Below are 20,652 nucleotides of genomic sequence, written 5' to 3'. Positions count from 1 at the left end.
CCGGTTGAGGTTCACCATGTGCGGATGACGGTGCTCACCCCCCGCCCGACCACCGCGGACCTGGTCCGCGGCGTGGTCGTGGCGGCACTGGCGATCGTGCAGGTGCTGGTCTCCGCGTTCGGCGGTACCGGCGTCGGGGAGGTCGCCCGTGCCTACGACACGCCCCTGCTCGCGGCCGGCTGGGCGTTCTCCATCTGGGGCCTGATCTACCTGGGGTTCCTCTGTTACGCGGGGTACGCGCTGCTGCCCGGCCAGCGCGGGCGGGCGGTGCACCGGCGGGTCGGCTGGTGGCTCGCCGCGTCGGCGGTGCTGAACCCGCTGTGGATCCTGGCGTTCTCGAACGGCTGGGTGATCACCGCGCAGCTGGTGCTGATCGTGCTGGTCGTCGTGCTGGCGGTGACCTACGGGCGGCTGTCCCGGGAGACCGCGCAGGGCTGGGCGGAGCGGCTGGCGTTCCGGCTGCCGGTGGCGCTCTACCTGGGCTGGACGTCCGGGGCGCTGCTGCTCGGGCTGATGGCGGCCGGGGTCGCGGTCGGCCTGCCGGGCGAGGGCGCCCTCCCGCAGACGGCGGCGGTGCTGCTGCTGGTGATGCTGACCGCGGTGGTGCTGTCGGTGATCGGCACGACGGCCGGGTTCGCCGGGTTCGCCGCGGCCGTGGTGTGGGCGCTCGCCGGGATCGCGGCGAACGACCGGCCGATCGCGGTGGTGCTGGTCGCGGTGGTGGCGGCGGTGCTGGTCGCGGTGCAGGCCGCGCGCCGCATCCGGCGGTCGGTCGAGCCGGCCCGGCTCGCGTTCGGCTGAGCCCGGCCGGAGCCGCCGTTACCCGCTGGAACTCTCCCGGCCACTTGCTACGGTCGGCCGCGACGACAGAGGTACCAGGAGGTTCGGCATGATCACCGGAAGCATCGTCGCGATCGTGACCCCCATGCACGAGGACGGCGAGGTCGACCACTCCGCGCTCGGTGAGCTCGTCGAACGGCAGATCGACGCCGGCACGTCCGCCATCGTGTCGGTCGGCACCACCGGCGAGTCGTCGACGCTGTCGGTGCTCGAGCACACCGAGGTGATGCGCCGCACGATCGAGGTGGCGAACGGCCGGGTCCCGGTGATCGCCGGGACCGGCGCGAACTCGACCGACGAGGCGATCCACCTGACCCGGGCCGCGCGCGCCGCGGGCGCCGACGGCGCCCTGCTGGTCACGCCGTACTACAACAAGCCCCCGCAGGAGGGCCTCTACCAGCACTTCAAGCGGATCGCGGAGACCGTCGCGATCCCGCAGTACCTGTACAACGTGCCCGGCCGGACCGCCTGCGACATGCTGCCGTCGACGGTCGCGCGGCTGGCCGAGATCCCGAACATCGTCGGGCTCAAGGAGGCCAAGGGCGATCTGGACCGGGTGCGTGAGCTGGTAGCGCTCGGCCTGGACGACTTCGCCCTCTACTCCGGCGACGACGGCACCGCGCGCGCGTCGATGCTGGCCGGTTTCCACGGCGACATCTCGGTGACCGCGAACGTCGCGCCCGAGCCGATGGCCCGGATGTGCAAGGCCGCCGTCGCCGGGGACGCCGAGACCTCGGCCGCGCTGGACGCCGACCTGGCGGGCCTGCACTCGGCGCTGTTCTCTGAGCCGAACCCGATCCCGGTCAAGTGGGCGCTCGCCGAGCTGGGCCTGATGCCGGGCGGCATCCGGCTGCCGCTGGTGCCGCTGGACGAGTGGCACCACGAGGACGTCCGGGCGGCGCTGCGGGCCGCCGGCCTGCTGAACTGATCCCCGGTCAGGCCGGGTCGGGCAGGCCCGGCCCGGCCGCCGGGTCCGCGGCGTCCGGCCCGCTGGTCGGCCCGGCGCTGCTGGTGCGGACGTTGCGCACGATGTCCCGCCCGAACGTCACGTCGACCCGCTCGGCGACGGCCAGCTCCAGCACCGCGATCATGACCTCGCCGGAGATCCGGCGCAGCCGCTCGATCGTCTCGTAGACCCGCGGCCACTGGTCGTCCGGGCGGCCGGACGCGTCGAACGGCTGCCAGATCTCGCCGAGGAACAGATCGACGTAGAGCTTCGCGACGGCGTCGGCGTGCTTGCGGACCTGCTCGACGACGTCGAGCGAGCGGTTGATCGGGATGCCCAGGCCGGTGAGCTCGGCGGCGGCGGTCATCAGCCGCGGGCTGATCTCCTCGTAGGTGTCCTCGCCGACCTCGCGCAGCAGGCCCATCTTCACCCCGCGCTTGGCGAGGCCGGTGTCGGTCGACTCGTACCGCTGGGCGAGCTCGGCGAGGTGCACCATCTGCCGGGTCTCGGGCGCGAACAGCTCGCGGACGGTCCGGATGAACTGCACGACCTGCTCGGTGGAGCCGCCGGTGGTGTCGAGCAGCTTCTTGATGGTGTCGAGCTTGACGCCCTCGTCCTGCAGGTCCTTGATCAGTTCGAGCCGGGCGGCGTGCCCCGGCCCGTAGTAGCCGGTCCGGGCCCGCACCTCGGGCGGAGGGAGCAGCCCGCGGGACTGGTAGGCACGGATGTTGCGCACCGTGACTCCGCTGGCGTGGGCCAGCTCGTCGATGGTGCGCCAGCCCTCCAGGTCGGCGTGCTCGTCCACCATGACATGGACCATAGCAGCACATCATGTGACACAGACGATCGACCGTTGCGACTTGCTATGTGACATCAAGTTGTGCAGAGTTGATGTCATGTTCCGTTCCGCTGCTCCGGCGCCCGGCCGGCCCGGGCGTCTGCTGGCCGCTGCGAGCGCACTCACGACGCCGCTGCTGCCCGAGGACTTCCTGACCCTGTTCGACCCGCTGTGGTCGACGACGTCGCTGCGCGGCCGGGTCGTCGCCCGGCGCAGGGAGACCGGCCGGGCCGTGTCGGTCACGATCGAGCCCGGGCGGGCCTGGGGCGGGCACCGGGCAGGCCAGTACGTCGGCGTCGGGATCGACGTCGACGGGGTGCGGCACCGTCGCAGCTACTCGCTGTCCTCCCCGGAGGGGGCCCGCTACCTCACCGTCACCGTGCAGGAGGTGCCGGGCGGGGTGGTCTCCACGAAGCTCGTCCGCGATCTCCCGATCGGCACCGTGGTCGACCTGGAGCAGGCCGACGGCGGGTTCACCCTGCCCGATCCGCTGCCGGCCGGGCTGCTGTTCGTGACCGCGGGCAGCGGGATCACCCCGGTGATGAGCATGCTCCGCACGCTCGACGCGGGCGCCGCGCCGATGCCCGACACGGTGCTGGTTCACAGTGCCCGCACCCCCGAGGACACGATCTTCGCCGCCGAGCTGGCCGGGCTCGCCGCCCGGCACCCCGGACTGCGCGTGGTGCAGCGGCACAGCGGGGTCACCGGCCGGCTCGATCCGGCGAGCCTGGACGCGGCGGTCCCGGACCGGGCCGATCGCACGGTGTACGCCTGCGGCCCGGACGGGCTGCTCGACGCCCTCACCGACGCCTGGGACGACGTCGTCGTCGAGCGGTTCACCCCGCCCGCACGGGCCGTCGAGGGGACCGGCGGCACCGTCGAGCTCGGTACCGGCACCGTCGAGGTGCAGCCGGGCCAGAGCCTGCTGGAGGCGGGCGAGTCCGCCGGGCGGATCATGCCCAGCGGCTGCCGGATGGGGATCTGCTTCGGCTGCGTGCTGCCGCTGCGCGAGGGCCGGGTCCGCGACCTGCGGACCGGGCAGGCGCACGGCGAGCCCGGCGATCTCGTCCAGACCTGCGTCAACTCCGCCTGCGGGCCGGCCAGCATCGACCTGCCCTGACCGCGGGGCCCGTCCCGGCCCGCAGCACCGTCACCGGGGTCCGGATCGTCCGGCCCGGCGCCACATAGACCCGAGGAGGTCCGCCATGACCGCCACGCTCGACACGTCCGTCACCGGCCGGGAGCCCGGCCACGAGCCCGGCCCGGAGGAGACGACCGCCGTCCGGCAGCCGCAGCGCCCGGTGCTGGAGCTCGTGCCCTCCAGCCGGCGCGAGGACGTGCAGGCCACCACCCGGCTGACCGCCGAGCAGATCGAGGAGCTGGGCCGCCGGCTCGACGCGATCCGGGACCGCATCCTCGACGAGCGCGGCGCGTCCGACGCCGCCTACATCCGGGACGTCATCCGCAAGCAGCGGGCGCTGGAGATCGGCGGCCGGGCGCTGCTGTTCGCCGGTGTCCTGCCCCCGGCCTGGATCGCCGGCACGGCTATGCTCTCGATCGCCAAGATCCTGGAGAACATGGAGATCGGGCACAACGTCATGCACGGCCAGTGGGACTGGATGCGCGACCCCAAGATCCACTCGTCGAGCTGGGAGTGGGACAACGTCTCGTCGTCGACGGAGTGGAAGCACTCGCACAACTACCTGCACCACACCTACACCAACGTGGTCGGCAAGGACCGCGACGTCGGCTACGGGATCCTGCGGCTCTCGGAGGAGCAGCGCTGGACGCCATACCACCTGGGCAATCCGCTCTACAACTTCCTGCTGAGCCTGTTCTTCGAGTACGGCGTCGCGCTGCACGACCTGGAGGTCGAGAAGGTCCTCGCGGGGCAGAAGCCCTGGTCGCGGGTGTGGCAGCAGGTGAAGTCGATCGGCCGCAAGACCGGCAGGCAGGTGTTCAAGGACTACCTGGCGTTCCCGGCGCTGGCCGGCCCGTTCTTCCTGCCGGTGCTGGCCGGGAACCTGACCGCGAACGTGGTGCGCAACATCTGGTCGCACGCGGTGATCTTCTGCGGGCACTTCCCGGCGGGTGCGGTGCAGTTCTCCGAGGAGCAGCTGGCGGAGGAGAGCCGTGGCGAGTGGTACGTCCGTCAGCTGCTCGGCTCGGCGAACCTCGACGGCGGCCGGTTCTTCCACCTGATGACCGGCCAGCTCAGCTTCCAGATCGAGCACCACCTGTTCCCGGACCTGCCGAGCAACCGCTACGCCGAGATCGCGCCCGAGGTGCGGGCGCTCTGCGAGGAGTACGGCCTGGAGTACACCTCCGGCCCGCTCTGGACGCAGTACCTGCAGGTGCTCGGCACCATCAACCGGCTGGCGCTGCCCAACGGGAAGCGCTGAGCACGGCTCCGGTGTGCCGGCCCGGTGCGCCGGCCCGGTGCGCAGGCTCAGTGCGCGGGCACCCGGTCGAGGAACCCGTGCACCTGGCCGATCCGGCCGTCGGCGTCCACCACGACCACGTCGAACCCGATCACCGGTGGTTCGGCGCCGGTCGCGTACACCTCCGGCGGCGCGGCCTGCCAGCGGAACCGGGCCCGGTTGTGGTGCGCGTCGACGGCGTCGAGCAGCCGGAACTCGAATCCCGGCATCCGGTCCTGGGCGACGCCGAGGAAGCCGTCGACGCCGTCGTGCCCGGTCACGTCGGCGAGCGGATCGACGTAGCGGCAGTCCGCGGTGAACAGGCCGGCGACCAGCCGCCTGCGGGCGGCCGGGTCGGTCTCGTTGAAGGCGTCGACGTAGCGCTGGGCGAGCGCGGCGAAGTCGGTCGTATGGCTGGTCGTCGGGTCGGTCGTCCGGTCGGTCACGGTGCGCTCCCTGCTGGTCGGTGTCGTGCCGGTCGCTGCCCAGCGTGCGGTGCACCGGTGGGCGCGGCGATGACCCGCGAGGTAGTCGTCGCCGGGCCGGGGCGCGGCTAGCGTGATCCCGGTGACCAGCGCGAACGTCCGGCCGTCCCGGAACGCCGGGCCGGGGGAGATGCTCCGGTTCTGGCGGGCCCGGCGGCGCCGCAGCCAGCTGGACCTGGCGCTCGCCGCCGGCGTCTCCACCCGGCACCTGAGCTTCGTCGAGACCGGCCGCTCCGGTGCGAGCCGGGAGCTGCTGGGCGCACTGGCCGCGGAGCTGGAGATCCCGCTGCGCGAGCGTAACGCGCTGCTGCTGGCCGCCGGGTTCGCGCCCGCCTACGCCGAGCGCCCGCTCGACGACCCGGATCTCGCACCGGTCCGGGAGGCGCTGGACCGGCTGGTCGCCGCGCACGACCCGTATCCGGCGCTGGTCGTCGACCGATGGGGCGACGTGCAGCTGGCCGGCCGGTCGGTCGCCGCGCTGCTCGACGGGCTGGATCCGGCCGCGCTCGGGCCGCCGGTGAACGTCTACCGGGCCTGCCTGCACCCGGGTGGCCTCGCGCCGCGGATCCGGAACCTCGCGCAGTGGCGCGAGCACCTGCTGCACCGCCTGGAACGGCAGGTCCGGGTCACCGCGGACCCGCGACTGGGCGCCCTGCTCGACGAGTGCCGCGGCTACCCGGCCCCGCCGGCGACGGCGCTGCCGTCGCCCGGGTCGGACGTGCTGCTCCCGATGCTGCTCGACTCACCGGCCGGGCCGCTGGCGTTCCACTCGACGATGACGACCTTCGGTGCGCCGCACGACGTCACCCTCGCCGAGCTGGCACTGGAGACCTTCCTGCCCGCCGACGACGCCACCCGCGCGGCACTGCAGGCGATATCAGGGGAGTTGTCCTGAACGTGTCCGGAGCGGGGTACCGGTTGGTTGGTGTCCGTTCCGTCCTGGGGGAACGCCGGTGGGGGAGTCGCGATGCGGACGGTCAACGGGGTGGTCGGCGGGCTCGTCGGGGTGGGGATCGGGGTCGCACTGCTCGGCCACGGCCTGGAGTCGACCCGCCGGGCGATGATGATGATGCGCCTGGAGGACCTGCCGGTCGGCGCGCTGACCGTGCTGCTCGGCGGTGCGGTGCTCGGGGTGCTCGCCGGGGCCGCGCACCGGCTGCCCGCCGCGCCGGTGACCGCGGGCGCCGCCCTGCTGGCCCTCGGCGCGCTGTCGATGCTGGACCCGCGCACGGCGTACGGCCTGCTCGGTTCCGGTGGGATCGCCGATCTCGTGCTGATGCAGGTGGGGACGGCGATCGGGGCGGTGCTGCTGGTCGCGGCGCTGGTGGCCCGGCCGGGTGCGGCCGCCGCCCGGCCCGCACCCCGCAGCGGTGCCGGCGGGCCCGGCCCGGCGCCGGGCAGCGGGCCGATCGTGCACTGAGCCGGCGACCGCGCCGACCCGCCGGGTCGTCCGGTTCGGACGGGGCTACCCTGGTTCAGCGTGGCACCCACCTCCGTCTTCCCCGCCCTCGAGTCGATCCTGCCCCGAGTCTCGAAGCCGGTGCAGTACGTCGGCGGTGAGGGGAACTCGCAGGTCAAGCCGTGGGACTCGGTGCAGGTCCGGTGGGCGCTGCTCTACCCGGACGCCTACGAGGTCGGCCTGCCCAACCAGGGCGTGCAGATCCTCTACGAGGTGCTCAACGAGCGGGACGACGCGCTCGCCGAGCGCTGCTACGCGGTCTGGCCCGATCTCGAGGCGCTGATGCGCGAGCACGGGGTCCCGGCGTTCACCGTCGACGCGCACCACGCGATCGGCGACTTCGACCTGCTGGGCGTCTCGTTCTCCACCGAGCTCGGGTACACGAACCTGCTCACCACGCTGGATCTCGCCGGGACCCCGCTGCACGCGGCGGACCGGGACGAGACCCATCCGGTCGTCGTCGCGGGCGGGCACGCCGCGTTCAACCCGGAGCCGGTGGCGGACTTCGTCGACGTGGCCGCGATCGGCGACGGCGAGGAGGTCGTCGGGGACATCACCGACGTCGTCCGGGACTGGAAGGCCCAGGGCCGCCCCGGCGGGCGCCGCGAGCTGCTGGTCCGGCTGGCCGGGACGCCCGGCTGCTACGTGCCGTCGCTCTACGACGTCGGCTACCGCGCCGACGGCGCCATCGCCTCGGTCACCCCGGCCGACGAGCGGGTCCCGGCGTCGGTGCAGAAGCGCACCACGGTCGAGCTGGACGACTGGCCGTACCCGAAGAAGCCGCTGGTCCCGCTGGCCGAGACGGTGCACGAGCGGGCGTCGGTGGAGATCTTCCGCGGCTGCACCCGTGGCTGCCGGTTCTGCCAGGCCGGGATGATCACCCGGCCGGTCCGGGAGCGTTCGTTGCAGGGCATCGGCGAGATGGTCGACAACGCCGTGCGCGCGTCCGGGTTCGACGAGGTCGGCCTGCTCTCGCTGTCCTCGGCCGACCACTCCGAGATCGCCGAGGTCACCAAGGGCCTGGCCGACCGCTACGAGGGCACCAACACCTCGCTGTCGCTGCCGAGCACCCGGGTGGACGCGTTCAACATCGACCTGGCCAACGAGATCTCCCGCAACGGCCGCCGCTCCGGGCTCACCTTCGCCCCCGAGGGCGGTTCCGAGCGGATCCGCCGGGTGATCAACAAGATGGTGTCCGAGGACGATCTGATCCGCACCTGTGCCGAGGCGTTCTCGCAGGGCTGGCGGCAGGTCAAGCTGTACTTCATGTGCGGCCTGCCGACCGAGACCGACGAGGACGTGCTGGAGATCGCCGGCATGGCGCACCGCGTCATCAAGGCGGGCCGGGAGGCGTCCGGCCGCAACGACGTCCGCTGCACCATCTCGATCGGCGGGTTCGTGCCGAAGCCGCACACCCCGTTCCAGTGGGCGTCGCAGTGCCATCCCGAGGTCGTCGACGCCCGGCTGCGCAAGCTGCGCGAGGCGGTCAACGCCGACCGGAAGATCGGCCGCAACATCGGCATGCGCTACCACGACGGCGAGCCCTCGCTGATCGAGGGACTGCTCGCCCGCGGCGACCGCCGGGTCGGCGCGGTGATCGAGCGCGTCTGGCGCGACGGCGGCCGGTTCGACGGCTGGTCCGAGCACTTCTCCTACCGGCGCTGGGTGGACTCGGCGGCCGAGGCGCTGGAGCCGATGGGCGTCGACCTGGACTGGTACACCACCCGCGAGCGGGAGGCCGACGAGATCCTGCCGTGGGACCACCTCGACTCCGGCCTGGAGCGGGACTGGCTCTGGGAGGACTGGCAGGACGCGCTGGCCGGCCGCGAGCAGGACGACTGCCGCTGGACGCCGTGCTTCGACTGCGGCGTGTGCCCGTCCACCGGCACCGACATCGAGGTGGGCCCGAGCGGCACCACGCTGCTGCCGCTGACCGTGGTGAACCCGACGGCGTCGGCGGGCGCGATGGCGCCGGGGTCTCGGCAGGGATCGGGTGACTGAGACGACCGGAGCGGCGAACGGCCTGTCCTCCATCCCCGATCCGGGCTCGGGCGCCCGCGGTTCCGAGTGGGAGCACGGCGGCAGGCGCCTGCGGGTGCGGGTCGCCGACGAGCGCGACGTCGCCGGGCTGGCCCGGCTGCGCAGGCAGTGGCTGGAGGAGCGGGCCGGCCGGCCGGTGGCCGATCCCGGGTTCGAGGAGGCGTTCGCCGCCTGGTGGCGGGTCGAGCAGCCGCGCCGGGCGTTCTGGATCGCCGAGGCGGGCAGCGAGCGCGCCGGGTACACCCCGATCGGCTCGATCAACGTGCTGGAGACCGTGCAGATGCCGCGCCCGGGCGGCCGGGGCACGCGGACCGGCCAGGTCGGCAACGCGTTCGTGCTCGGCTCGTTCGCCGAGGCGGGGGTGCCGCGCGCGCTGCTCGCGGCGGTCGTCGCGCACGCCCGCGACCGCGGCTACCGGCGGCTGATGCTGGCCCCGACGGCGGGCAGCACGGCGTTCTACCGGCGGGCCGGGTTCCGGCCCGCCGGCGACACGCTGCTCGTGCTGGAGCAGTAGCGCTCAGGCCGGTGCGGCGGTGCTGACCGGCGTCGGGTTGCGGAACAGGTCGAGCACCGGGCAGTGCGCGTCCACCGTCTCGCGCAGCCGCCGGTAGTCCTCGTCGGAGGCGGGGCCGCGCAGGTCGACGACCAGGCGGACCTCGCCGAAGCCGGGCCGGACGCCGTCGTCGAGGCCGAAGAAGCCGCGGACGTCGAGATCGCCCTCGACGTCGACCTGCACGTCGTCGAACGGGATGCCCAGCTTCGCCGCCCAGAACCGGTAGGTCACGACCTGGCAGGACAGCAGCCCGGCGAGCGCGAACTCGACCGGGTTCGGGGCGGCGTCGTCGCCGCCGAGCGCGGGCGGCTCGTCGACGACCACGTCGTGGCGGCCGATCCGGATCTCGGATCGGACCCCGTCGCCGCCGGAGCCGGTGGCCCGGAACAGCGCGTGCGCGTTGTCCGGGTCGGCGTCGACGGCGCGGGTGGTGGCGGTGACGATCTCGCTCAGCGCGGCGTCACGCGGGGTCTGGGTGCTGGTCACGGGAGGTCCTCTCGGAAGGGGGCGACGGGTCGGGGCTGCGGCGGGCGCGACAGGTCGCGCTCGCGGTGCGGAGCAGGTCCACGTGGCGCCGTCGCACGCCGACGAACATCGCGTCTCCTCGAGGGGGGATCGTTACGTCGGTGACCGTACGACGTCCCGGGAGCGGGTGCGACGCGATGTCCGCCGGCCGGGACACCCGTCCGGACAGCGATGTGATCGCCGTGCCGGTGCGCAGGGCCGCGATCCGCGTGGCCGGACGCACCACGACGGCGATCATGGACGTGGTCGCGAGGACCCGGACCGCTACCGCGCGGCGCCCGCGGCAGGCGGGGGCTCCTAGACTCCCGGGCATGGCACGCGTGAAGGCGGGAGCGGCGGCGAACCCGGCACCACCGACGGTGCAGCGGGTGCGGCTGCGCTTCGCCAAGCGGGGCCGGCTGCGCTTCCTGTCGCACCGCGACATCGCCCGCAGCTTCGAGCGGGCGGTGCGCCGGGCCGGCGTCCCGGTGTCGCATTCGCACGGGTTCAGCCCGCATCCGCGGCTGTCCTGGGTGGGGGCGGCGCCGACCGGTGCGGCCAGCGAGGCCGAGTACGTCGAGATGGGCCTGACCCGCGAGGTCGATCCCGAGCTGGTCCGGGCGGCGCTGGACCGGGCACTGCCGGACGGGCTGGACGTGCTGGCGGTCGCGGTCGCCGAGCCGCCGGCGCTGGCCGACCGGATCGACGCGGCCCGGTGGCGGCTGGAGATCCGCGGCGTGCCGCACGAGGAGGTCGCCTCCGCGGCGGCCGCGCTCCTGGAGCGGGACTCGGTCGTCGTGACCCGGGTCACACCGTCCGGGCGCAAGGAGATCGACGTCCGGGCGGCGCTCGTGGCGCTGGCGGTCGAACCGCAGGTGAACGGCGAGCCGGCCGATCATGCCGCGGCCGAGGCGGCGGGTTCCCCGGAGGCGGCCACCGGCTGTGCGATACTGACGGCGGTCGTTCGGCAGACCACACCGACCGTTCGACCCGATGACGTGCTGGGTGCGCTCAGCGTTGTCGCAGACCTGACGCCACCGGTTCCGGTGACGGCCACCCGGTTGGCGCAGGGCCTGCTCGACGACGGGGGCGACCTGGTGGATCCGCTCGGATCGGCACCGGCGACCCGGGGCCGGCCCGGAACGTCCTGACACGGGCGGCGAGGAGCTGCCGGCGCGTCGTCGAGCAACCACCCCGGAGATCCGGGGCAGCGACACCAGATGTGCCGCACCGCGCACCCGCGCGAGCTGCGGAACGAGTACGCGCAAGGTCCCTGCGTGGCCGCCTCCGACGTGAGGCGCCCGGGGGCGAAGGAGCTGAATGTCCGTGAACGACGCGCCCGCCGGTGGCACCGGCGGGCCCTCCGGTGTGTCGGAGCCCGCGCCCATCCAGGACCTGCCGGACAAGATGCGGGTCCACGCACTGGCCAAGCTGCTCGGCCGGGCCAGCCGGGACGTCCTGGGCGCCCTGAGCGGACTGGGCCACGAGATCCGCAGCGCCCAGTCCAGCATCACCCGGGCGACGGCCGAGCAGGTCGCCGCCGCGCTGGCCCCGGCGGTGGACCCGGCACCGGAGGCCGTGCAGCCTGCGGAGCCGGAGGCCCCGTCGGCCGCGGCCGCGCCGGAGCCGGTTGCCGAGGAGGACCTCGGGACGCCCGAGCCGTCCGGGACGCCCGAGCCGTCCGGGCGGTCCGGCGACCGGCCGGAGCCGGCCGCGGCGCCGCTCGCCCCGGTGTTCGCGATGCCGATGTTCCAGGCGCCCACCACGCCGGCGCCTGCTCCCGCGGCTCCCGCCGAGCCGGAGGCCCCCGCCGCCGAGGAGGAGACCGGCGGCAGGAAGCGCCGGGGCCGCAAGAGCAAGCGGGACGACGACCGGGCCGGCGCGCCGTCCGCCGACGAGCAGGACGCCCCGGCCGCAGGCGACACGACCACCGGTGAGCCCGACCCGGGCCCCGACGCGGGCACCGATGACGACGACGACGAGGGCGCCCGCCGCAGGCGCCGGCGCGGCCGCCGTGGCCGTGGCCGCGGCAAGGGCGGCGACGACCTGGGCGAGAACGACGGCGACGGCGAGTCCGGCGACGACGACGGCGCAGCCGACGAGGCCGAGCGGTCCGCCGGCGACGACGACACCGACGACGGCTCCGACCGCGGGAGCGACGGCTCCGACGGCTCCGACGGCGGGGGCGACGATCAGTCGTCCGGCTCGCGGCGCCGCCGCCGGCGCCGCCGGCGTGGCGGTTCCGAGGTCGAGGACCGCTCCGAGGACGACCCGCCGAACACCGTCACGAAGGTCCGCGAGGCGCGGCAGGAGCAGTCCGGCGGCGGTTCGGCCGCCGACGACGGCGTGCAGAGCGTCCGCGGCTCCACCCGGCTCGAGGCCAAGCGCCAGCGCCGCCGGGACGGCCGCGACGCCGGCCGGCGCCGCCCGCCGATCCTGTCCGAGGCGGAGTTCCTGGCCCGCCGCGAGTCGGTCGACCGGCAGATGGTCATCCGGCAGCTCGCCGACCGCACCGAGATCGGCGTGCTGGAGGACGACGTCCTCGTCGAGCACTTCATCACCGGCGGCGGTTCGACCGGCGCCGGCATGGTCGGCAACATCTACCTCGGCCGCGTGCAGAACGTGCTGCCCTCGATGGAGGCGGCGTTCGTCGACATCGGCCGCGGCCGCAACGCGGTGCTCTACGCCGGCGAGGTGAACTGGGACGCGGCCGGCCTGAACGGCAAGGCCCGCAAGATCGAGCAGGCGCTGTCCTCCGGCGACCAGGTGCTCGTTCAGGTCACCAAGGACCCGGTCGGCCACAAGGGCGCCCGGCTGACCACCCAGATCTCGCTGGCCGGCCGGTTCCTGGTCTACGTGCCCTCCGGCGGTGCCGCGGGCATCTCCCGCAAGCTGCCCGACACCGAGCGCAAGCGGCTCAAGGACATGCTGAAGGAGATCGTCCCGGCCGAGGCGGGCGTGATCATCCGGACGGCGTCCGAGGGCGTCTCGCACGAGGCCCTGGAGCGCGACGTGCGCCGGCTGCAGGCGCAGTGGGAGATCGTCAAGGAGAAGTCCGAGCGGACCGGCAAGGGTGCGCCGAAGGCGCCGACGCTCCTCTACGAGGAGCCGGACATGCTGGTCAAGGTCGTCCGCGACCAGTTCAACGAGGACTTCTCGAAGCTGATCATCTCCGGTGACGACGCCTGGGAGACCGTCTCCGGCTACGTCCGGCACGTCGCACCGGAACTGGCGGAACGCATGCACCGGCACACCGGCCCGTCCGACGTGTTCACCGAGCACCGGATCGACGAGCAGCTGCTCAAGGCGCTGGACCGCAAGGTCTGGCTGCCCTCCGGCGGCACCCTGGTGATCGACCGGACCGAGGCGATGACCGTCGTCGACGTCAACACCGGCAAGTTCACCGGCTCCGGCGGCAATCTCGAGGAGACCGTCACCCGGAACAACCTGGAGGCGGCCGAGGAGATCGTCCGCCAGCTGCGGCTGCGCGACATCGGCGGGATCATCGTCGTCGACTTCATCGACATGGTGCTCGAGGCCAACCGGGACCTGGTGCTGCGCCGGCTCACCGAGTGCCTGGCCCGCGACCGCACCCGCCACCAGGTGGCGGAGGTGACCTCGCTCGGGCTCGTCCAGATGACCCGCAAGCGGGTCGGCGGGGGCCTGCTGGAGCACTTCTCCACCCCGTGCGAGCACTGCCGCGGGCGCGGCGTGATCGTCTCCACCGACCCCGTCGAGCACGGCAGCGCCAACGGCAACGGCCGCGGGTCCGGCGGTGGCGGCAACGGCTCCCAGGGCAACGGTTCCCAGGGCAACGGCTCCCAGGGCAACGGAAGCAGCAACGGCAACGGCCGCGACAGTGCCAACGGCCGCGACAGTGGCCGGGACAGTGGCAGTGGCAGTGGCAGTGGCAGTGGCCGGGACAGCGGCAGTGGCCGGGGCAGCGGCAGCGGTGAGGACGGCGGCGGTCGCCGCCGGCGCCGCCGGGGCGGCAGCGCGAACGGCGAGCCCGGGAACGGGCAGCCGGACGAGTCGCAGGAGACCACCGCGGACCGCAACGGCTCCGAGCGCAACGGCAACGGTGACCGGGCCGTCGACACCAGCTCGGCCGTCGCCGGGGTGGCCGCGGTCGCCGCCGGTCTCGGTGTGCGCGGCGACGACGAGCCCGGCACCGACGGCCCGGGGGCCGATGACGTCCCGGCCGGCCCGGGGGCCGGTAGTGCCCCGGCCGGCCCGGGGGCCGGTGGCGCCCCGGCCGGTCCGGGTGCCGGGGGAGTCTCCGCCGGACCGGCTGCCGGGGGTGGCGCCGCGACGGCGACCGACCCGGCGCCGGCGCCCGCGCCTGCCACCGATCCGGACGACGCCTCCGTGGCCGAGCCGGTCGGCGAGCTGACCGGCTCGGCGCCGAGGACCGGGCGGGCCGGTGGGCGCCGCCGCGCCGCGACGCGATCCGCGGGTGCGCCCGCTGCCGCGGGTACGGCCGCCGACGGAACCACGGCCGGTGCGAGCGGCACCGCCGGTTCCGGTGCGGCTGGGTCCGGCACTGCCGAGTCCGGTGCGGCTGACGCTCCCGTCGGTGCTGTCGGCGCGCCCGGCTCCGCCGCGGCCGACGCCGGTACCGCCGGCCCCGCAGCGGCGGTGACCGGCACCGCGGCCTCGGCCGCCCCGGCCGATCCCGCTGCGCCCCCCGCGGCTCCCGCTGCGCCCCCCGCGGAGCAGGCGACCGCCGCCCCGCCTGCGGGGCTCACGACCGGCGACACCGGCGGGAGCGCGGCCGAGCCCGCCCCGCGCCGTCGCCGGGTCAGCCGGACGGCGGGCGCCCCGGCGGCGACCGTCGAACCGGTCGTCATCACGACCCCCACCCCGGGCCCGGACGCGTCGGAGCGACAGGACGGCCCCGCCGCACCTGCCGTCCCCGACCAGCCGGAGCCGCCGGCGGTGGTGTCCCGTCCGCGTCGTGCACGCAGGGCGGCCTCCCGTCCCGGGGGTCCGCCCCAGGACGGGGGGTGAGTGTGGCCCCGGCGACGGGGTCGCGTACCCTTGACCGACAGAAGCCACGCCTCTGTGTCCCGGCCTGCCTGGCCGGGATCGACACAGTCCAGTGGCGTGCGCGCCGGGTTCGGCGCGAGCTGTGAAGACCGAGCGCAAGCAAGCGCCCCCGAATTTCAGGAGTCGTGCGTCAGCGATGTACGCGATCGTCAAGACCGGCGGAAAGCAGTACAAGGTGGCCGTCGACGACGTGGTCACCGTCGAGAAGCTCGACGGTGAGCCCGGTGCGGAGATCAGCCTGCCCGCCGTGCTGCTCGTCGACGGCGACCAGGTGTCCACGGACGTGTCGGGCCTCACCTCTGCGGTGACCGCCACGGTCGTCGAGCACACCAAGGGTCCCAAGATCCGGATCCACAAGTTCAAGAACAAGACCGGGTACCACAAGCGTCAGGGCCACCGTCAGCCCCTGACGAAGGTCCAGGTCACCGCGATCGGCAAGTAAGGAGCCTGCGTCATGGCACACAAGAAGGGTGCGTCCAGCTCCCGCAACGGTCGCGACTCGAACCCGCAGTTCCTGGGTGTGAAGCGCTTCGGCGGCCAGACCGTCAAGGCCGGCGAGATCCTGATCCGCCAGCGCGGCACCAGCACCCACCCGGGTGTGAACGTGGGTCGCGGCAAGGACGACACGCTGTTCGCCCTCGCGGCCGGCACCGTGGAGTTCGGTTCCAAGCGCGGCCGCAAGACCGTCAACATCGTGCCGGCCGAGGTCTGAGCGACCCGCCCAGCACGTCCACGACGCCGACGGCGGGTCACCCCGGTTACTGGGGGACCCGCCGTTCGTCGTGTCATCACTGTAACGAGGAGGCACCCATGTCCCGCTTCGTGGACCGCGTCGTGCTGCACGCGACCGCGGGCGCCGGGGGCAACGGCTGCGCCTCGGTGCACCGCGAGAAGTTCAAGCCGCTCGGCGGGCCGGACGGCGGCAACGGCGGCCGCGGCGGCTCGGTCGTGCTGGTCGTCGATCCCGGCGTGCACACGCTGCTCGACTACCACCACCGCCCGCACGCCACCGCCCGCAGCGGCACCCAGGGGCAGGGCTCGTTCAAGAACGGCGCCAACGCCCCCGATCTGGAGCTGCGGGTCCCGGACGGCACGGTGATCCTCGATCCCGACGGCGAGATCGTCGCCGACCTGGTCGGCCCGGGCACCCGGTTCGTCGCCGCAGAGGGCGGCCGCGGCGGGCTCGGCAACGCCGCGCTGGCCTCCACCGCGCGCAAGGCGCCCGGGTTCGCACTGCTCGGCGAGCCCGGCGAGGAGGTCAGCTTCACCCTGGAGCTGCGCTCGCTGGCCGACGTCGGGCTGGTCGGGTTCCCCAGCGCCGGCAAGTCCTCGCTGGTCGCCGCGCTGTCCGCGGCCCGGCCGAAGATCGCCGACTACCCGTTCACCACGCTCGTCCCGCAGCTCGGCGTGGTCAGCGCCGGCGACGCGACGTTCACCGTCGCCGACGTCCCCGGGCTGATCCCGGGCGCCGCCGACGGGCGCGGGCTCGGCCTGGAGTTCCTCCGGCACATCGAGCGCTGCTCGGTGCTGGTGCACGTCGTCGACTGCGCGACGTTCGAGACCGAGCGCGATCCGGTCTCCGACATCGAGGCCCTGGAGGCCGAGCTCGCGCACTACGCCGACCAGCTCGGCACCAGCGCGCTCGGCGAGCGGCTCGACCAGCGGCCCCGGATGATCGCGCTGAACAAGATCGACGTGCCGGACGCCGCCGATCTCGTCGAGATGGTCCGCGCCGATCTCGCCGATCGGTTCGGCTGGCCGATCTTCGCGATCTCCACCGCCTCCCGGACCGGGCTGCGCGAGCTCAGCTTCGCCATGGCGGAGCGGGTCGCGGCGGCCCGCGCCGCGCAGCCCGACGCCGAGCCCACCCGCACCGTGATCCGGCCGAGGGCGGTCGACGACTCCGGATTCACGATCGAGCCGGACACCGGGCTCGACGGCGGGTTCGTGGTGCGCGGCGAGCGGCCCGAGCGCTGGATCCGGCAGACCAACTTCGAGAACGACGAGGCCGTCGGCTACCTCGCGGACCGGCTCGCCCGGCTCGGCGTCGAGGAGGCACTGGCGAAGGCGGGCGCGGTGCCCGGCTGCCCGGTCACCATCGGCGACATGACCTTCGACTGGGAGCCCTCGACGCCTGCCGGGGTCGCGGCGCTGCTCACCGGGCGGGGCACCGACGTGCGGCTGGAGAACACCGAACGGGTCGGCGCCTCCGAGCGCAAGCAGGCCCGTGCGGCGCGCCGCGCGCACCTGTCCGACGCCGAGCTCGCGGCCGGCGCCCGCTACGCATCGGACCACGAGATCGAACGGTGAACGTGGCATGAGCACGACCAGGTCCGCGATCGGTGCGGCCCGCCGGATCGTCGTCAAGGTCGGGTCGTCGTCGCTCACCAGCCTCACCGGCGGTCTCGATCCGGCCCGGCTGGACGCCCTGGTCGACGCCCTGATGACCCGTCGCGACGCCGGCAGCCAGGTGGTGCTGGTGTCGTCCGGGGCGATCGCGGCCGGGCTCGCACCGCTGCAGCTGCGCCGCAGGCCCCGCGATCTCGCCACCCAGCAGGCCGCCGCCTCGGTCGGGCAGCTGCTGCTGGCGCACGCCTACTCGGCGTCGTTCGCCCGGCACGGCCAGGGCATCGGGCAGGTGCTGCTCACCGCCGACGACATGATCCGCCGGGCCAGCTACCGCAACGCCCAGCGCACCCTGGAGCGTCTGCTCCAGCTCGGTTCGCTGCCGGTCGTCAACGAGAACGACACCGTCGCGACCGCCGAGATCCGGGTCGGCGACAACGACCGGCTCGCGGCGCTGGTCGCGCACATCGTCGGCGCCGACGCGCTGGTGCTGCTCTCCGACGTCGACGGGCTCTACGACGGCGACCCGCGGGCCGCCGGATCGTCGCTGGTCAGCGAGGTCGAGGAGCCGGCCGAGCTGGCCGGGATCAGTGTGACCCGGCCCGGTTCCGGCCTGGGCACCGGCGGGATGGCGACCAAGGTGACCGCCGCGGCGACCGCCTCCGCTGCCGGGATCCCGGTGCTGCTGACCTCGGCCGAGGAGGCCGCCGCCGCCGTCGACACCGGCCCGGACGGCCCGAAGGTCGGCACCGCGTTCCGCGCCTCCGGCCGCCGGATGAGCGCGCGGCGGTTCTGGCTGCGGCACGCCGCCGACGTCCGGGGCGCCCTCGATCTCGACGACGGCGCCGTCGAGGCCGTCCGGACCCGGCGCCGCTCGCTGCTGGCCGCCGGGGTGCACGGCGTCTCCGGGGACTTCGTCGCCGGTGACGTCGTCGAGCTGCTCGCGCCGCACGGCCGGCCGATCGCCCGCGGCGTCGTCTCCTACGACGCCGCCGAGCTGCCGTCGATGATCGGTCGCCGGACCCGGGAGCTGCCGCCCGAGCAGCGCCGCGAGCTGGTGCACGCCGACGATCTCGTGCTGGTCCAGTAGCGGCCGCTCAGCCGCCGCCGAACAGCAGCGCCTCGGCCCGGTCGACGATCTCCCCGCGGGTGTTCCCGGGATGCCGGGCCAGGATCAGGTCCGAGGCGATGGCGGTGCAGAACGCGAGCAGGCAGCGCGCCTCCAGCTCGACCGGATCGGGGAACCGGTCGGCGAACTGGGTCCGCAGGAAGCCCAGCCGCTGGTCGTCGACCCGGCGCAGCCGCTCGGCCACCGCCGCGTCCCGGCGGGCCCAGTCGCGCACCGCCAGATCGAGGGTCAGCAGCTCGGGGGAGAAGGTCAGCTCACCGGCCCGGCGGGCGCGGGTCCGCGTGTCGCCGCCCTCCCGCTCGACCCGGTCGAGGACGTCGCCGATGCTCCGCCACTCCCAGGTGTCGAGCATCTCGGCCAGCAGTGCCGGGCGGTCGTCGAAGTAGCCGTAGAAGCCGCCCTTCGTGACGCCCAGCTGCTGGGCCAGTGCCTCGACCCGCACCGCGTCCGGCCCGCGCGCCGCCAGCACAGCCAGGCCGGCGTCGATCCACGCCGTCCGCGGGGTCCGGGCCCTCGCCATCGCACTCTCCTCGCCGTCGGATCTGTACGGCAGCGTATATCGGCGCTACGGTGCGAAATATACGCAACCGTATAGATGGGAGTGGTCATGGGCAGGCGACTGACGACGACGGCGGGATGGATCGCGGTGGGGCTCGGCGCGGTCCACATGGTCGTCGCCCCGCTGGAGGACCGGAGGACGCTGGCCGGGGCGTGGGCGGACGGCTGGTGGGACACCGTCCGCCTCGCGGAACCGGAGACGCCGCTGGAGGCCGAGCGGACCGTCGTGCTGTGGCGGACGCTGGGCAGCTTCGGCGGCCCGATGGTGGCCCTCGGGGTGCACCTGCTCCGGTCCGCCCGCCGCCGGGAGCGGGTCCCGGCCGCGGTCGGCTGGACCATGCTGGCCTGGGGGATCCCGTTCGCCGCGATGCTGCCGCGCTCGCCGGCCTGGCTGGTCCCGGTGACCGGCGCCCTGCTCGTCGCGGGGGACCGGGAGCCGCGGCCGTGAGCGAACGCATCGAGCGGGTGAACGGCGTGGACCTGTGCACCGAGACGTTCGGCGACCCGGCCGACCCGGCGGTGCTGTTGGTGATGGGGGCGGCGGCGTCGATGCTGTACTGGGAGGCGGAGTTCTGCGCCCGGCTGGCCGCGGCCGGGCGGTGCGTGCTCCGCTACGACCACCGCGACACCGGCCGGTCCACCAGCACGCCCGCCGGGGCGCCGGACTACGTGCTGCGCGACCTGGTCGCCGATGCGGCCGGGCTGGTCGAGCGGCTCGGGCCGGGTCCTGCGCACGTCGTCGGGATGTCGATGGGCAGCGCGATCGGCCAGCTGCTGGCACTCGATCACCCCGACCGGGTGCGGACGCTGACCCTGATGTCCGGCACCCCCGGCGGGCCCGGGCACGACGCGCCGGACCTGCCGCCGATGTCGGCGGCGCTCGCGGCGATGTTCACCGGGGAGCAGGCCGAGCCGGACTGGTCCGACCGCGACGCCGTCGTCGAGTACCACGTCGCGGGCGAACGTGCCTACACCGGCAGCCTGCCGTTCGACGAGCAGGGATGGCGCGCGCTCGCCGGGCGGACCTTCGACCGGACCGCCGACAGCGCGGCGAGCTTCACCAACCACTTCGTGCTCGACGCCGGCGAGCCCTGGCGGCACCGGCTCGCCCGCATCACCGCACCGACGCTGGTGCTGCACGGCACCGACGACCCGTTCCTGCCGCCGGGCCACGGCGAGGCCCTCGCCGCGGAGATACCCGGGGCACGGCTGGTCCCGGTGCCGGGGGCGGGCCACGAGCCGCCCCCGCGGTCGCGGTGGGACGTGGTGCTCCCGGCGATCGTGGAGCACACGCGGCCGTGACCGGCCGGGTTCGCACCCCGTCGCTGCGGTCAACACCTGCTGCAACGGGTGCGAACCGCGGCGACGGGGTGCGAACCGGTCAGGCCCGGCCAGCCCGGTCGCTGCCCCGGGTGAGCGTGGTGATCAGTCCAGGTCGAGAGCTGCCTTGAGGGCCGATCCGACGGCCGTGAGCTCGTCGGGCGT

At 74.3% G+C, this 20,652-nt stretch carries 20 protein-coding genes; 16 read left to right on the top strand and 4 right to left on the bottom strand.

The features are described from left to right. The first annotated feature begins 24 nt into the window (after nt 1-24). Together ACVJO7_RS10975 and dapA are read left to right on the top strand one after the other, a co-directional pair. Nucleotides 25-801: a TspO-related membrane protein gene (locus tag ACVJO7_RS10975; RefSeq protein ID WP_344020557.1), complete on the top strand. Its 777-nt coding sequence runs from the start codon at nt 25-27 to the stop codon at nt 799-801. An 88-nt stretch (nt 802-889) separates the two neighbouring features. After that, nucleotides 890-1,768, top strand: a complete 879-nt coding sequence (gene dapA / locus ACVJO7_RS10970) for a 4-hydroxy-tetrahydrodipicolinate synthase (protein WP_344020555.1) — start codon at nt 890-892, stop codon at nt 1,766-1,768. Between the two features lie 7 nt (nt 1,769-1,775). On the opposite strand, the gene ACVJO7_RS10965 is transcribed toward dapA, so the two are convergent. Beyond that, complete coding sequence (locus ACVJO7_RS10965) at nt 1,776-2,594, bottom strand: MerR family transcriptional regulator (RefSeq protein WP_491672772.1); 819 nt, start codon at nt 2,592-2,594, stop codon at nt 1,776-1,778. 88 nt (nt 2,595-2,682) lie between these two features. Between ACVJO7_RS10965 and ACVJO7_RS10960 the strand changes: the two genes are divergently transcribed. Further along, complete coding sequence (locus ACVJO7_RS10960) at nt 2,683-3,744, top strand: ferredoxin reductase (protein ID WP_491672771.1); 1,062 nt, start codon at nt 2,683-2,685, stop codon at nt 3,742-3,744. A gap of 85 nt (nt 3,745-3,829) precedes the next feature. Beyond that, complete coding sequence (locus tag ACVJO7_RS10955; protein ID WP_491672770.1) at nt 3,830-5,026, top strand: fatty acid desaturase family protein; 1,197 nt, start codon at nt 3,830-3,832, stop codon at nt 5,024-5,026. Between the two features lie 47 nt (nt 5,027-5,073). Here ACVJO7_RS10955 and ACVJO7_RS10950 read toward each other — a convergent pair whose 3' ends face one another. Beyond that, complete coding sequence (locus ACVJO7_RS10950) at nt 5,074-5,490, bottom strand: nuclear transport factor 2 family protein (protein WP_491672769.1); 417 nt, start codon at nt 5,488-5,490, stop codon at nt 5,074-5,076. A gap of 121 nt (nt 5,491-5,611) precedes the next feature. On the opposite strand from ACVJO7_RS10950, the gene ACVJO7_RS10945 reads away from it, so the two are divergent. The 4 genes from ACVJO7_RS10945 to ACVJO7_RS10930 all read left to right on the top strand — a co-directional run bounded on the left by ACVJO7_RS10945 (nt 5,612) and on the right by ACVJO7_RS10930 (nt 9,542). Then, on the top strand, nt 5,612-6,424 hold the full coding sequence (locus ACVJO7_RS10945) for a helix-turn-helix domain-containing protein (protein WP_491672768.1): 813 nt from the start codon (nt 5,612-5,614) through the stop codon (nt 6,422-6,424). 72 nt (nt 6,425-6,496) lie between these two features. Continuing rightward, nucleotides 6,497-6,949, top strand: coding sequence for a hypothetical protein (locus tag ACVJO7_RS10940; RefSeq protein WP_491672767.1), 453 nt, complete (start codon nt 6,497-6,499; stop codon nt 6,947-6,949). 60 nt (nt 6,950-7,009) lie between these two features. After that, nucleotides 7,010-8,989 carry a TIGR03960 family B12-binding radical SAM protein gene (locus ACVJO7_RS10935; protein ID WP_491672766.1) on the top strand — a complete coding sequence of 660 codons (1,980 nt, stop codon included), beginning with the start codon at nt 7,010-7,012 and terminating at the stop codon, nt 8,987-8,989. Next, entirely contained in the window at nt 8,982-9,542 is a 561-nt protein-coding gene (locus ACVJO7_RS10930) for a GNAT family N-acetyltransferase (protein WP_344020541.1), read from the top strand. The genes ACVJO7_RS10935 and ACVJO7_RS10930 overlap by 8 nt, the downstream gene beginning before the upstream one ends. 3 nt (nt 9,543-9,545) lie before the next feature. Here the strand turns inward: ACVJO7_RS10930 and ACVJO7_RS10925 are convergent, their stop codons facing one another. Further along, nucleotides 9,546-10,067, bottom strand: coding sequence for an OsmC family protein (locus ACVJO7_RS10925; protein WP_491672765.1), 522 nt, complete (start codon nt 10,065-10,067; stop codon nt 9,546-9,548). A 350-nt stretch (nt 10,068-10,417) separates the two neighbouring features. Here ACVJO7_RS10925 and ACVJO7_RS10920 point away from each other — a divergent pair, with 350 nt between their 5' ends. From ACVJO7_RS10920 to proB, 6 genes are all read left to right on the top strand, one after another. Beyond that, complete coding sequence (locus ACVJO7_RS10920) at nt 10,418-11,236, top strand: TIGR03936 family radical SAM-associated protein (protein WP_344020536.1); 819 nt, start codon at nt 10,418-10,420, stop codon at nt 11,234-11,236. A 169-nt stretch (nt 11,237-11,405) separates the two neighbouring features. Then, the gene (locus ACVJO7_RS10915; protein WP_491672764.1) at nt 11,406-15,095 is read left to right on the top strand and encodes a translation initiation factor IF-2 N-terminal domain-containing protein; all 3,690 of its coding nucleotides are present in this window, start codon (nt 11,406-11,408) and stop codon (nt 15,093-15,095) included. Between the two features lie 175 nt (nt 15,096-15,270). Continuing rightward, a complete protein-coding gene (gene rplU, locus ACVJO7_RS10910) occupies nt 15,271-15,576 on the top strand; it encodes a 50S ribosomal protein L21 (RefSeq protein WP_085913209.1) in 306 nt (101 codons plus the stop codon). A 12-nt stretch (nt 15,577-15,588) separates the two neighbouring features. After that, on the top strand, nt 15,589-15,846 hold the full coding sequence (gene rpmA / locus ACVJO7_RS10905) for a 50S ribosomal protein L27 (RefSeq protein ID WP_344020530.1): 258 nt from the start codon (nt 15,589-15,591) through the stop codon (nt 15,844-15,846). A gap of 98 nt (nt 15,847-15,944) precedes the next feature. Beyond that, nucleotides 15,945-17,444 (top strand): GTPase ObgE, encoded by a 1,500-nt coding sequence (gene obgE / locus ACVJO7_RS10900; RefSeq protein ID WP_491672763.1) that lies wholly within the window; start codon nt 15,945-15,947, stop codon nt 17,442-17,444. A gap of 7 nt (nt 17,445-17,451) precedes the next feature. Next, the gene (proB, locus tag ACVJO7_RS10895; RefSeq protein WP_491672762.1) at nt 17,452-18,570 is read left to right on the top strand and encodes a glutamate 5-kinase; all 1,119 of its coding nucleotides are present in this window, start codon (nt 17,452-17,454) and stop codon (nt 18,568-18,570) included. Between the two features lie 7 nt (nt 18,571-18,577). Here proB and ACVJO7_RS10890 read toward each other — a convergent pair whose 3' ends face one another. Further along, nucleotides 18,578-19,129, bottom strand: a complete 552-nt coding sequence (locus ACVJO7_RS10890) for a TetR/AcrR family transcriptional regulator (RefSeq protein WP_491672761.1) — start codon at nt 19,127-19,129, stop codon at nt 18,578-18,580. Nucleotides 19,130-19,216: 87 nt separating this feature from the next. Here ACVJO7_RS10890 and ACVJO7_RS10885 point away from each other — a divergent pair, with 87 nt between their 5' ends. Together ACVJO7_RS10885 and ACVJO7_RS10880 are read left to right on the top strand one after the other, a co-directional pair. Then, entirely contained in the window at nt 19,217-19,615 is a 399-nt protein-coding gene (locus ACVJO7_RS10885; RefSeq protein ID WP_491672760.1) for a DUF6463 family protein, read from the top strand. After that, on the top strand, nt 19,612-20,469 hold the full coding sequence (locus ACVJO7_RS10880; protein WP_491672759.1) for an alpha/beta fold hydrolase: 858 nt from the start codon (nt 19,612-19,614) through the stop codon (nt 20,467-20,469). The genes ACVJO7_RS10885 and ACVJO7_RS10880 overlap by 4 nt, the downstream gene beginning before the upstream one ends. Nucleotides 20,470-20,652: the final 183 nt, after the last annotated feature.

It is taken from the genome of Pseudonocardia sp. DxW (assembly GCF_058448985.1).
This window is presented reverse-complemented; position numbering and strand designations above follow the sequence as displayed.

Excerpts from the sequence above, each read along its gene's own strand:
- ACVJO7_RS10960 (WP_491672771.1), top strand. The coding sequence starts at position 2,683 with ATGTTCCGTTCCGCTGCTCCGGCGCCCGGCCGGCCCGGGCGTCTGCTG.
- proB (WP_491672762.1), top strand. The coding sequence starts at position 17,452 with ATGAGCACGACCAGGTCCGCGATCGGTGCGGCCCGCCGGATCGTCGTC.
- ACVJO7_RS10885 (WP_491672760.1), top strand. The coding sequence starts at position 19,217 with ATGGGCAGGCGACTGACGACGACGGCGGGATGGATCGCGGTGGGGCTC.
- dapA (WP_344020555.1), top strand. The coding sequence starts at position 890 with ATGATCACCGGAAGCATCGTCGCGATCGTGACCCCCATGCACGAGGAC.
- ACVJO7_RS10955 (WP_491672770.1), top strand. The coding sequence starts at position 3,830 with ATGACCGCCACGCTCGACACGTCCGTCACCGGCCGGGAGCCCGGCCAC.
- rplU (WP_085913209.1), top strand. The coding sequence starts at position 15,271 with ATGTACGCGATCGTCAAGACCGGCGGAAAGCAGTACAAGGTGGCCGTC.
- ACVJO7_RS10890 (WP_491672761.1), bottom strand. The coding sequence starts at position 19,129 with ATGGCGAGGGCCCGGACCCCGCGGACGGCGTGGATCGACGCCGGCCTG.
- rpmA (WP_344020530.1), top strand. The coding sequence starts at position 15,589 with ATGGCACACAAGAAGGGTGCGTCCAGCTCCCGCAACGGTCGCGACTCG.
- ACVJO7_RS10965 (WP_491672772.1), bottom strand. The coding sequence starts at position 2,594 with ATGGTGGACGAGCACGCCGACCTGGAGGGCTGGCGCACCATCGACGAG.
- ACVJO7_RS10915 (WP_491672764.1), top strand. The coding sequence starts at position 11,406 with ATGTCCGTGAACGACGCGCCCGCCGGTGGCACCGGCGGGCCCTCCGGT.
- ACVJO7_RS10975 (WP_344020557.1), top strand. The coding sequence starts at position 25 with ATGACGGTGCTCACCCCCCGCCCGACCACCGCGGACCTGGTCCGCGGC.
- ACVJO7_RS10920 (WP_344020536.1), top strand. The coding sequence starts at position 10,418 with ATGGCACGCGTGAAGGCGGGAGCGGCGGCGAACCCGGCACCACCGACG.
- obgE (WP_491672763.1), top strand. The coding sequence starts at position 15,945 with ATGTCCCGCTTCGTGGACCGCGTCGTGCTGCACGCGACCGCGGGCGCC.
- ACVJO7_RS10940 (WP_491672767.1), top strand. The coding sequence starts at position 6,497 with ATGCGGACGGTCAACGGGGTGGTCGGCGGGCTCGTCGGGGTGGGGATC.